Here is an 11,611-nt window from a genome sequence, read left to right as displayed (position 1 = left end):
CAATTTTCTAGGCACTAGCTTTGCGGTAAATAAACTTACTGGGGTTTAGCGGACGACCGTTTTTGAGCACTTCAAAATGCACGTGAGACCCGGTGGAACGCCCGGTACTGCCCATCAAGGCTATCTCATCCCCTTTACTTACTACATCACCCTCTTTTACTAATACAGCTTTAGCATGCGCGTAACGTGTTACCATTCCGTTACCATGCTCTATTTCAACTAAGTTACCGTAACCAAAACGACTTCCAGCCCAAACCACTACGCCAGCTCCTACAGAGCGGATTTTAGTCCCCTCTTTACCCGCGATATCTACACCTTTATGGCGTGCTTTACGTTTGGTAAAAGGATCTATGCGGGTACCAAATGGCGAAGAAATCCAAATGCCCGGCCCTTTCGCTGGCCAACCTGATATATAACTACTATTTACTAGATGGTGACTTTGTTGCCAAGATTCAAGCAAATTAAGTGATTTTTTCTTATCCTCTACTTGCTGTTCTAGCAAAGACAAGTCTAAAAACAAGCTGTCTGGTTTATGGCTGGTATCTTGGATGTCTAACATCGGGCCGCCCATGGGAGGCATTGATTCGAAATCAAACTCAGCAGCGAACTCGGTATCTTCAATCAAACGCGCGCCTAATGCATTAAGGCGAGTCATCTCAACTTGCATTTGGCCCACTTTAACCGCCAATTGACTATAACGGTGACGCAGTTGCTGCTCGAACTGCTCAAGCTTAGGCTCAGCCTTCAAACTATCCAGCTGCGATAACAACTGAGTTTGCTGCTTAGCTAAATGTTGATATTGCTGTACCCCCCACAAGGCAATACTGCAAATAAGTGATACCAACAAAAACGCAAACCACGCTAAACGTAGCGGATTTAAACGAACAGTTCTTGTCTCGCCCTTATGGGCGTATACTAATGTTAATTTCATACCTAACTATTAAACTTATGTCCAAACGACAGCACCAACCTATTTCGATAGAGCGTCTATTTCATCAGAAACAGTTTGCAAAAATCGAACAACCACTGCAGCAACGCGTTCAGTTACAGCAACTGGGTGGTGAAATTTTGGCACGCTACAAACTACAGCAATGCCGTATCGTTAATATGCGTCAAGGAGTCGCTATTATCGAGGCTCCTAGTTCGGCTTGGTTAACTCGCTTAAAACAGTTTCGTTTCGATCTGTTAAGTGAGCTGCGAAAAGCCATACCAGGGGTTGTCAGTTTGGAACTTAAAATAAATCCCGAATTGAAAAACATTAAACCAGAAGCTGAGGAAAAAAGCACTGGAAAACGCCAGCTAAGCACTCAAGCAGCCAAACATATCACAGAATTAGCGAAACACGTACCAGATGAACTGAGGGAAAAGCTAGAAAAATTAGCGGCGCTGAGCGGAGAGAGTTAGTCAGCGCCGACAATATTTTTATTTAGAAACTGAATACCGGTTGTTGGTATGCAGCTGGAGCTTCGGCTTTGTCTTCGAAAGTAACAATTTCCCAAGCGTGTTGTTGCTCAAGCATTGCACGCACTAAGTTATTGTTTAGTGCATGGCCAGATTTGTGAGCGCGTAAATGGCCTAGGATGGGTAGTCCTGCCATGTACAAATCGCCCACTGCGTCTAACAACTTGTGCTTAACAAATTCATCATCATAACGAAGGCCATCTTCATTAAGAATTCGATATTCATCTAACACTACTGCATTTTCTAAACTACCGCCTAAGGCTAGGTTCTTCGATTGCAAATACTCGATGTCTCGCATGAAACCAAAAGTACGCGCGCGGCTAATGTCTTTAATAAAGCTATCAGCTGAGAAGTTCATCGAGATAGATTGATTACGACCTTCCATTGCTGGGTGGTCAAAATCAATTGAGAAATCGATGGTAAAACCGTCGTTCCCCGGCAATAACTCAGCCCATTTATCTTCGTGCTCAACACGGATAGGTTGTTTAATGCGAATAAATTTCTTAGCCGCTGCCTGCTCTTCGATACCCGCAGATTGTAATAAGAATACAAACGGGCTTGAGCTACCATCCATAACCGGAAGCTCAGGAGCATCAACGTCAATAATCAAGTTATCCAAGCCTAATGCAGCAACCGCAGCCATTAAATGCTCTACCGTTGAAATACGGTTACCCGCATCATCGATAAGACACGTACATAACATAGTGTCACGCACTAACTCTGCTTTTGCAGGGATCGTTACAACCGGATCAAGATCGGTACGGTTAAACAGGATACCTGTATTTGCAGGAGCAGGACGTAAGACCATGGTGACCTTGTGCCCAGAATGCAAACCGATCCCTGTCGCTTGTACTGACTTTTCAAGAGTCCGTTGTTTAAGCATAAAAATTCCTCTGCTTTACGACCAATAAACTAGAATGGTCGGACATCTTAACATAAGTTTGAGACACATCACAAACATTTGCCTAAAACTTCACCATTTGCTAACAGATTAATCTGCTTGGCGACGTAAAAATGCGGGGATGTCTAAATAATCACCATCACCTGCTGTATTGCGCGGCTCTGCGTTCACAACTGCTGCAGACTCTTCTACCATGGGAGCTGAATCCATAGGTGCTGTGCGGGCTACAGGCTCAGCATTAACTGCTTGTTGCTGAGGTTTTACAATAGAAATATCTGGGCGACGCTCTGCACCAATACCAGTAGCAACTACCGTTACACGCAATTCATCACTCATTTCTGGGTCGATGACCGCACCAACCACTACCGTTGCATTCTCTGAAGCAAAACCTTTAACCGCATTACCTACGGTTTCAAACTCTTCGATGCTCATATCAAAGCCAGCAGTGATGTTCACTAAGATTCCGCGTGCACCAGCTAAGTCTACGTCTTCAAGTAGTGGGCTAGAAATAGCAAGTTCTGCGGCTTCTTCAGCACGGTCTTCGCCAGACGCGATCCCGGTACCCATCATTGCGGTGCCCATTTCACGCATGACTGTGCGAACGTCGGCGAAATCTACGTTAATTAAACCAGGGCGAGTAATTAGCTCTGCGATGCCTTGAACAGCACCTAACAATACGTTGTTAGCCGCTTTAAATGCATCTAACAACGAGACGCCGCGACCTAGCACTTTTAGCAGTTTATCGTTAGGAATAGTAATTAATGAATCAACATTTTTACTTAGTTGCTCAATTCCTTGTTGTGCATAACTAGTACGCTTTTTACCCTCAAAACCAAAAGGTTTAGTTACAACAGCAACAGTAAGAATACCCAGTTCTTTTGCTACTTCTGCAACTACTGGCGCTGCTCCAGTTCCTGTACCACCGCCCATACCGGCAGCAATGAACACCATATCGGCACCCTGCAGCTGGCTCATAATGGCGTCGCGATCTTCCATCGCTGCTTCACGGCCTACTTCAGGGTTGGCCCCAGCACCTAATCCCTTGGTGATAGCACCACCAATTTGTAAGGTATTGTCGGCACCAGAATTACGCAACGCCTGAGCGTCGGTATTGATGGTGATAAACTCCACACCTTCGATTGATTGCGCAACCATGTGCTCAACAGCGTTACCGCCGCCACCGCCCACACCTACAACTTTAATTACCGCTTCATCGGTATGACTATCCATAATCTCAAACATAGTTCTCTCTCCGCTTGATTTTCGCTATTTAGCAAAAACTAAAATTCACCCTTAAACCAACTGTGCAATCGCTTGGCGATATTGCTAACACTGCTAATGTTCTTTACTTCAATTGGTTTTTCACTTTGGTTTTCCATTCCGTAATGCAACAAACCTACTGCTGTTGAGTAAGTTGGTGCTTGTACGTATTCTGTCAGACCAGCCACATTGTTGGCAGAGCCAACCCTAACCTGACACTGTAAAATCTTTTCGGCGCATTCAACCACGCCTTCTATTTGAGCCGCGCCGCCGGTTAGCACCACACCAGCTCCTAATTGCAGTTTGGTTCCCTGCGCTTGCAAATCTTCGGTAAGCTCATCGAGCTTGGCTTTAATCATGCCAAACAGTTCGCTATATCGAGGTTCGATAACTTCAGCTAAGGTTTGCCGTTGCAAACTGCGTGACGGCCTTCCTCCCACACTTGGCACTTCAATGGTATCGTCTCGGCTTACCATGCTGCCTAAGGCGCAGCCATAGCGTACTTTTACGGCTTCGGCGTCGTTAAGCGGTGTGCCAAACACGGTAGCAATGTCACGAGTAACCGAGGTTCCTGCAAACGGTACTACCGAGGTGTGGCGTAGCGCACCACCGGTGTAAACTGCAATATCCATGGTTCCTGAGCCAATATCAACCACACACACGCCCAATTCTTTCTCATCTTCAGTTAACACCGCGTAACTAGAAGCCAAGGCTGAAAATATCAACTGATCAACTTTCAAATCACAGCGCTCTACACACTTAACAATGTTTTTAACCATGTCGTTATGGCAAGCAATTAAATGCACTTTTGCTTCCATACGGACACCAGACAAACCAATCGGATTTTTAATGCCTTCTTGGAAGTCGATAGCAAACTCCTGCGGCAATACATGCAGAATGCGGTGCTCATCTGGCAATTTTACTGACTTAGCCGTATGAATCGCGTTGTCTACATCATCTTGAGTAACTTCTTCGTCACTAATTGGCACCATGCCCTTTTCGTTTAAGCAACGAATATGACGGCCAGAAACACCTAAATAGACTGAACTAATTTTGCAATCAGCCATCAACTCCGCTTCTTGCAGCGCGCGCTGAACGGTCTTCACTACAGAATCAAGGTCATTAACACCACCTTTATCCATACCTTTAGCCGGATGACTTCCTACACCGATAATGCTCATTTCGTTGCTAGGCAAAATCTCGCCGATTAAAGCGGTGATTTTGGCACTACCAATATCAAGGCCAACGATCAGTTTTCTATCCGTTACTTTGGTCATCTATTGCCAAACCTTCCTGTTTCTTCCATCCCACTGCAAATCCAGTGTCATAGCGTAAATCTATGTAATCCACCGCATTCGGTTTTAATCTCGGATACACCGCCACAAAACGCGCTATGCGATTTAACTTATCTTCTTTGCCCAGCTTTAAAACCATTCCGCTGGCTAACTCTACTTGCCATGCATGGCGCTCGTTTAGCGCCAAACTAACAATGCTTAACTGGCGAGCTTGCAACACTTGCTGCAGCTGCCGAAAAGTAGCTAGCACAGCTTCTGCCTGTTCATCGGGTCCACTTAGTGAAGCCAATGCTTTGGTCACTCGCTGTTGCGGCGCTTCAAAAATCTGCCCTTGCTGATTAAGCAAAGCCGCATTATTCCATCGCGCCACCACCTCTTGTTCTTGTAAAGCAATCGACAATTTATCTGGCCATTGCTTACGAACGGTTACCTGCTTAACCCAAGGCAACTGCTCTAAAGCAAGCTTTACCTCAGAAACATCGAGGCTAAAAAAATTACCCGCTTCTGGCAAAGCCGCTAGGCTTTGCTGCAATTCTTGGTCGAGCACATAATCACGTTTACCCGATACCAACAAGCGAGTCATTGGACTCAACTGCTTATCACTTACACTGCTGTACACCGAGTGCACTGAATAAGCCAAACCCAACAACACAGCACAAAAGAAACCGACTCCAGCCCAATAACTTGCACGCTGTTTTTGAAGCTCGGTTAACGCCATAAACTAGTGCGCCAAATCCAAAATACTGACGACAAGCTGGTCAAAACTCAAACCATATTGCTTGGCTGCCATAGGCACCAAACTTTTCTCCGTCATGCCCGGTGAGGTATTCACTTCCAACAAATACCAGTTACCTTGTTGGTCGGCCATAAAATCAACGCGCCCCCACCCTTCGCAGTCCACAGATTTAAATGCCTTTAGGGCAATAGCAGCTAACTGTGACTCTTGCGCCTCAGTTAAGCCACTTGGGCAAAAATATTCAGTAGAACTACTTTGATACTTAGCACTGTAATCATAAAAACTGTGTGGCGTTTGCATTCTAATTGATGGCATCACCGTGCCACCAACAATAGATACCGTGTATTCGGCACCAGTAATCCACTGTTCAATCAATACTCTTGAGTCATACTCAAAGGCATTTTCAATCGCTTCTTGTAACTCTTCAACACGGTTGGCTTTAGCCATGCCAATGCTAGAACCTTCTAACGCCGGCTTTACAATCACTTCACCAGAAAGCTTCGCCAAAATACCTGCGGCGTCTTCAGGCTTATAACTGTCTTTTTCCACAATCGCATAATCCGCCGTAGGCAAACCAATATTTTGCCAAATTTGCTTGCAGCGAATTTTGTCCATTGCTAAAGCCGAACCAAGCACTCGACTTCCGGTATATGGCAAACCTAAATATTCAAGTGCACCTTGTAAGGTTCCGTCTTCGCCACCTCTACCATGCAAAGCTATAAATACATGACTGTATTTTTTTTGCTTAAGCAGATTTAAATCAAAACCCTTGGTATCTATACCTTCTGCATTAATACCAGCGCGAAGTAAACCCGCTAGCACTGCGCTACCCGATTTTAAAGACACTTCACGTTCAGCTGAATCGCCGCCATACAACACTGCTACTCGACTCATTCGTAAACTCGCCATTAACTTTCACTACCTTTAAGCTTGTTAATGTTTAACTGCAACTCGCCCAACTGACGCGCCAAAACGCCAATATTGCCCGCACCTTGGGTTAACACCACATCGCCATCTTCGATTACATCAGCCAATAAACCGTTTAGCTCACTGGGCTGTTTTACGTAGATGGGCTCCAAACCACGCTGACGTAGACTTCGACACAATGCGCGACTATCGGCACCGGCAATAACTTCTTCTCCAGCCGAATACACCTCAAGCAACAGTAAGCTATCTACTTGCGCTAATACATCCACAAAGTCTTCATATAAGTCGCGAGTACGCGAATAGCGGTGCGGTTGAAATGCCATCACTAAACGCCGCTCAGGCCAAGCTGCACGTGCAGCCTTAACCGTTGCCAGCACTTCTGTTGGGTGGTGCCCGTAGTCATCCACTAACAAGGCTGAGCCATTGCCTGTCGCAAACTCGCCGTATTGTTGGAAACGGCGACCAATACCGGCAAAACGATTTAAGGCTTCTACAATTGCCGCATCTTCAATACCGTCTTCGCTGGCCACAGCAATGGCCGCCGCCGCATTTAGGGCATTGTGCTCGCCGGGCATATTCAACGATATATCAAGTTGCTCACCATCTTTGCGGTTTACTGTGAATGAACAGCGGTCACCTTGCTGAGAAAAGTGAGTAATCCGTACGTCAGCTTCTTCGGAGAAGCCGTAGGTAATAATCTGACGACCAATCTGTGGTAGCAACGCTTGAACACCAGGATCGTCGATACACATCACCGCTACACCGTAAAAGGGAAGGTTGTGTAAAAAGTCGATAAAGGTTGCATGTAGCTGAGCTTCGTCACCACCATAGGTTTCCATGTGGTCGGGCTCTACATTAGTGACCACAGCAACCATTGGCTGCAAATGTAGAAAAGAAGCATCGCTTTCGTCGGCTTCTGCAATTAAGTAACGGCTATTACCTAAACGAGCATTGGTGCCTGCGCTATTTAACAGGCCACCAATAACAAAAGTAGGATCCAACTCGGCTTGCCCATAGATGCTGGCAATTAAGCTGGTTGTTGTGGTTTTACCGTGCGTGCCGGCTACGGCAACGCCGTGACGATAACGCATCAACTCAGCTAGCATTTCTGCACGGCGAACCACCGGAATTCGCGCTGCTCTGGCGGCTTGTACCTCAGGGTTATCTTCTTTAATAGCGGTAGATACCACCACTACATTAGCCCCTTTGATATTGCTTTCACTGTGCTCAAAGAACACCTCGGCGCCAACACCTTGCAAACGTTCTGTCATGGCACTTGCGGCTTGGTCTGAACCTGAAATTTGATAGCCCTCATTAGCCAATACCTCGGCGATACCGCCCATGCCGGCACCACCAATTCCCACGAAGTGAATTCGCTTCACCTTGCGCATTTCTGGAATCATGGTTCGTAATTTGGCTAACTCAACTTTACTCATCTAACTACTCTTTAATTAACGCTTGGCACACCGCTGCTACTTTGTCAGTAGCATCGGTGATTGCCTGCTTTCGTGCATTGCGAGCACAAGACAAACGCAATCCAGGATCAGCAAATTCATTCAGTACTGCCGCAATATTCTGCGGCGTAAATTCTGTTTGTTTTAACAAACGTGCGGCATCTGCTTTAACCAAAAACTGCGCGTTTTTGGTTTGATGGTCATCAACGGCATAAGGCAGTGGTACAAAAATAGCCGGGATCCCCGCTGCAGCCACCTCTGACACCGTTAGCGCGCCAGCGCGACAGAGTATCACATCTGACCATTGATAGGCTGCTGCCATGTCATCAATAAATTCGACAATTTTAGGTGATTCGCTCAAATTTTTATCAAGTTCTTGTTGGCGATAAGCATCCACTGCGCTGCTATGTTTGTTTTTACCCGCTTGGTGCCAGATTTTTAAATCAAGTTGGCTGTGCTTTATGCCCTCGGCCAACTGCTCATTGAACACTTGAGCGCCCAAACTTCCGCCGATGACCAATAAGTTAAAACTGGCTGAATCGCTTTCAGTCTTTTCTTCTAAAGCTAATACCGACTCACGCACAGGGTTGCCAACTACTTCGGCTTTATCTAAGGCTCCCGGAAACGCCATTAGTACTTTGCTGGCAATTTTGCTCAGCATTTTATTGGTAAAACCAGCAGCCGCGTTCTGCTCGTGCAAAACCAATGGTTTTCCTAGTAACCAAGCGGCTATACCTCCAGGCCCACTGGCAAAGCCGCCCATGCCTAATACAACATCGGGTTGATAGCGCTTAATCACAGCAACAGCCTGACGAACCGCGTTTAGCAATTTAAACGGCGCCGTCAGTTTGCGCAGCAAACCATTACCGCGAACCCCTTTTATGCTAATAAAGTCGATGGGATAACCATGTTTAGGCACTAATTGAGCTTCCATGCGCTCGGCAGTTCCTAACCACGAAACATCCCAGCCCTGCGCAGCTAGCTTATCGGCGACAGCTAACCCAGGGAATACATGACCACCAGTGCCACCCGCCATCACCAATAGTTTGTGTTGCTTAGCATTAACCATGAGCATCTCTCTTATAGGCCTGACAATTGGCCAATCGAAGTTCATGATCAATTCGCAATAAGATAGCTACCGCTATCGACATCGCCAATAAGCTGGAACCACCATAAGAAATTAACGGTAAGGTTAAGCCTTTGGTGGGCACCAAGCCTGAAGCCGCGCCAACATTTACCATGGTTTGGAAACTAAACCAGATACCAATGCCACAAGCTAAGTAACCAGCAAAAGCCTGCTCTGCCAGTAAGGCCTGCTTACCAATTTTCATGGCGCGGCTTACCAACAAAATAAGTAGCAACAAAACCGCGCATACACCGATAAATCCAAGTTCTTCAGCTAATACAGCAACCACAAAATCGGTATGCGCTTCTGGCAAGTATTCAAGCTTCTGAATAGAGTTCCCCAAACCTTCGCCTAACCAGTCGCCTCGCCCAAAGGCCATTAGGGATTGAGTTAACTGATAACCACTACCAAAAGGATCTTGCCAAGGGTCAAGAAAAGAGGAAACACGACGCATTCGGTAAGGTTCTGCGATAACCAAAGTCACCACCGCTACCACACCAGTAAAAATCAAACCAAAGAACTGAATAAGCTTGGCGCCAGCTAAAAATAGCATGCCTACGGTGGTAACAAACATAACGACCACACTGCCCAAGTCGGGCTGTGCCAGCAACAATACTGCCAAAAAGAAGAACACGATGAGCGGCTTTAAAAAGCCTTTTAGGTTTTCCCGTACCTGTTCATGGCGACGCACAAGGTAACCGGCTAAATACGTGAACAACGCAAGTTTGGCAAACTCGGCAGGCTGCACATTAATCGGACCTAAACCAATCCAGCGACTACTACCGTTAATATTGCGGCCAATCAGCAATACCAATACCAATGCAACACCCGACAATAGCAGTAATTTGGCATTGTGAGATTGCCACCATGCCAGCGGGATTTGCACCACAAAAGCCATAGCGGCTAAACACAACAACAAATAAATACCATGCCGTTTAGCAAAACGGAATGGATCATCGCTAATCGCGATGCCTTCTGGAATAGATGAAGATGCCACCATCACAAGCCCCATCACCATTAGGCATAAGGCTAACCATAATAAATGACGGTCGAATAAAAGCGGTTCTTGGCTTTCTTTAGGGGTGGGGTTTATCCACTGTAAGGTATTCTCGAACCAAAGTGGTTTAGACATTACTTTCATAGCGCCTCCACCAGTTCGCAGAAGTGTTGCCCGCGCACTTCAAAATTCTTATACATATCCAAGCTGGCGCAGGCTGGAGACAACAAAACTATGTCACCCTCTTTTGCTTGTTGCTGACACCAACTAAAACTCTCTGCTAAATCTTCTTTTAGTTCGACACGCTGATCTAAATCTTTAAAGCGTTGCTTGTCTTTACCAAAGGCAACAACACCAGCAATTTGGTTGAAGGCAGCTTGTAACTCACTTAAATCGCCGCCTTTGGCATCTCCACCAGCAATTAACCAAAGCTGACCTTGGCCACCAGCCAGGCCATTTAAGGCGGCTAAGGTAGCGCCTACATTGGTAGCCTTAGAGTCGTTAATCCAAGCAATACCCTGTTTACGCGCTACCAACTGGCAACGATGGGCTAAACCTTGATAATTTTTTGCGGCTTGTAAACAAGCGTCAATGTTAAGCCCTGCAGCCTCTGCTAAGGCTAATGCAGCAAGTATATTGGCAAAATTATGGGTACCAACCAGCCCCAACTCAGAGGTGGCTAATAGCGCTTGTTGCCCACGCATTAGATATTGCTGATCGTCACTTAAGCGATAATCTGCATCTAAATGAAGAGAAAAACTCAAGCTATGTTCGAGCTGGACTGGCGGCTGGGACAATTCGTCATCCAAGTTGATAACCGCATATTCAGCATTTTGGTAAACCGTTTGTTTAGCGGCGATGTAATCGCTCATGCCTTGGTAGCGGTCCATGTGGTCTTCGCTAACATTTAGCAATGTAGCGGCTTTGGCGCGAAGACTGTTGGTTGTTTCCAACTGAAAGCTCGACAACTCAAGAACATATAACTCGACCTGTGGCGAAAGCAAATCTAAGGCAGGCACCCCAATATTACCGCCTACAGCAACATTAACTCCGGCTTGCTTGGCCATCTCGCCCAACAAGCTAGTGACCGTACTTTTACCGTTTGAGCCAGTAATCGCAACGATGGGGGCTTCGGCATAGTGACAAAATAGCTCAACATCACCAATAAGCTGTACACCGGCTTTCGCCAAGCTTTGTAACTCTGGCGTGGCTAAGGCGACCCCAGGGCTAACAATCACCACGTCACATTCATGCAATTGCTTAAGGGGCAGCTCGCCACACACCACCTGCAAGCTAGCAGGTAACGAGGCTAAACCAGGAGGCTGCTGGCGAGTATCACAAACTAAGGGCAACACTTCGTGCTTAAGTAAAAAGCGCACAGAGCTAAGCCCGCTGGCACCAAGGCCAACGACCGCATAGCGTAGTTGTGGCTGTAACTTACTCACTGTAATTAC

Annotated in this window: 11 protein-coding genes; 1 reads left to right on the top strand and 10 read right to left on the bottom strand. The window is 46.3% G+C overall.

Going from position 1 to position 11,611, the window contains the following annotated elements; all coding sequences use genetic code 11:
- Positions 1–7: 7 nt before the first annotated feature.
- Positions 8–931, bottom strand: coding sequence for a M23 family metallopeptidase (locus tag K5L93_RS13410; protein WP_220720283.1), 924 nt, complete (start codon positions 929–931; stop codon positions 8–10).
- Here K5L93_RS13410 and K5L93_RS13405 point away from each other — a divergent pair.
- Complete coding sequence (locus K5L93_RS13405) at positions 919–1,404, top strand: DUF721 domain-containing protein (RefSeq protein ID WP_220720282.1); 486 nt, start codon at positions 919–921, stop codon at positions 1,402–1,404. The genes K5L93_RS13410 and K5L93_RS13405 overlap by 13 nt on opposite strands.
- A gap of 22 nt (positions 1,405–1,426) precedes the next feature.
- On the opposite strand, the gene lpxC is transcribed toward K5L93_RS13405, so the two are convergent.
- The 9 genes from lpxC to murD all read right to left on the bottom strand — a co-directional run bounded on the left by lpxC (position 1,427) and on the right by murD (position 11,602).
- On the bottom strand, positions 1,427–2,344 hold the full coding sequence (gene lpxC / locus K5L93_RS13400; protein WP_220720281.1) for a UDP-3-O-acyl-N-acetylglucosamine deacetylase: 918 nt from the start codon (positions 2,342–2,344) through the stop codon (positions 1,427–1,429).
- A 108-nt stretch (positions 2,345–2,452) separates the two neighbouring features.
- Complete coding sequence (gene ftsZ / locus K5L93_RS13395; RefSeq protein WP_220720280.1) at positions 2,453–3,604, bottom strand: cell division protein FtsZ; 1,152 nt, start codon at positions 3,602–3,604, stop codon at positions 2,453–2,455.
- Positions 3,605–3,642: 38 nt separating this feature from the next.
- Positions 3,643–4,899 (bottom strand): cell division protein FtsA, encoded by a 1,257-nt coding sequence (gene ftsA / locus K5L93_RS13390; RefSeq protein WP_220720279.1) that lies wholly within the window; start codon positions 4,897–4,899, stop codon positions 3,643–3,645.
- Positions 4,880–5,635, bottom strand: coding sequence for a cell division protein FtsQ/DivIB (locus tag K5L93_RS13385; RefSeq protein ID WP_220720278.1), 756 nt, complete (start codon positions 5,633–5,635; stop codon positions 4,880–4,882). The genes ftsA and K5L93_RS13385 overlap by 20 nt, the downstream gene beginning before the upstream one ends.
- Before the next feature lie 3 nt (positions 5,636–5,638).
- On the bottom strand, positions 5,639–6,562 hold the full coding sequence (locus K5L93_RS13380; protein WP_220720277.1) for a D-alanine--D-alanine ligase: 924 nt from the start codon (positions 6,560–6,562) through the stop codon (positions 5,639–5,641).
- Positions 6,562–8,016, bottom strand: a complete 1,455-nt coding sequence (murC, locus tag K5L93_RS13375; RefSeq protein WP_220720276.1) for a UDP-N-acetylmuramate--L-alanine ligase — start codon at positions 8,014–8,016, stop codon at positions 6,562–6,564. The genes K5L93_RS13380 and murC overlap by 1 nt, the downstream gene beginning before the upstream one ends.
- 4 nt (positions 8,017–8,020) lie before the next feature.
- The gene (murG, locus tag K5L93_RS13370; protein ID WP_220720275.1) at positions 8,021–9,103 is read right to left on the bottom strand and encodes an undecaprenyldiphospho-muramoylpentapeptide beta-N-acetylglucosaminyltransferase; all 1,083 of its coding nucleotides are present in this window, start codon (positions 9,101–9,103) and stop codon (positions 8,021–8,023) included.
- On the bottom strand, positions 9,096–10,301 hold the full coding sequence (ftsW, locus tag K5L93_RS13365; protein WP_220720274.1) for a cell division protein FtsW: 1,206 nt from the start codon (positions 10,299–10,301) through the stop codon (positions 9,096–9,098). Before ftsW ends, murG begins: the two co-directional genes overlap by 8 nt.
- A complete protein-coding gene (gene murD / locus K5L93_RS13360; RefSeq protein WP_246615053.1) occupies positions 10,298–11,602 on the bottom strand; it encodes a UDP-N-acetylmuramoyl-L-alanine--D-glutamate ligase in 1,305 nt (434 codons plus the stop codon). Before murD ends, ftsW begins: the two co-directional genes overlap by 4 nt.
- Positions 11,603–11,611 lie beyond the last annotated feature (9 nt).

Source organism: Agarivorans litoreus (assembly GCF_019649015.1).
Classification (GTDB): domain Bacteria; phylum Pseudomonadota; class Gammaproteobacteria; order Enterobacterales; family Celerinatantimonadaceae; genus Agarivorans; species Agarivorans litoreus.
The sequence above is the reverse complement of the archived record's forward strand: the minus strand, read 5'-3'. Positions and strand labels throughout refer to the sequence as shown.

Bases quoted from the DNA above. Each gene is read 5' to 3' on its own strand.
- K5L93_RS13405 (WP_220720282.1), top strand. From the start codon at position 919: ATGTTAATTTCATACCTAACTATTAAACTTATGTCCAAACGACAGCAC.
- K5L93_RS13410 (WP_220720283.1), bottom strand. From the start codon at position 931: ATGAAATTAACATTAGTATACGCCCATAAGGGCGAGACAAGAACTGTT.
- lpxC (WP_220720281.1), bottom strand. From the start codon at position 2,344: ATGCTTAAACAACGGACTCTTGAAAAGTCAGTACAAGCGACAGGGATC.
- ftsZ (WP_220720280.1), bottom strand. From the start codon at position 3,604: ATGTTTGAGATTATGGATAGTCATACCGATGAAGCGGTAATTAAAGTT.
- ftsA (WP_220720279.1), bottom strand. From the start codon at position 4,899: ATGACCAAAGTAACGGATAGAAAACTGATCGTTGGCCTTGATATTGGT.
- K5L93_RS13385 (WP_220720278.1), bottom strand. From the start codon at position 5,635: ATGGCGTTAACCGAGCTTCAAAAACAGCGTGCAAGTTATTGGGCTGGA.
- K5L93_RS13380 (WP_220720277.1), bottom strand. From the start codon at position 6,562: ATGGCGAGTTTACGAATGAGTCGAGTAGCAGTGTTGTATGGCGGCGAT.
- murC (WP_220720276.1), bottom strand. From the start codon at position 8,016: ATGAGTAAAGTTGAGTTAGCCAAATTACGAACCATGATTCCAGAAATG.
- murG (WP_220720275.1), bottom strand. From the start codon at position 9,103: ATGGTTAATGCTAAGCAACACAAACTATTGGTGATGGCGGGTGGCACT.
- ftsW (WP_220720274.1), bottom strand. From the start codon at position 10,301: ATGAAAGTAATGTCTAAACCACTTTGGTTCGAGAATACCTTACAGTGG.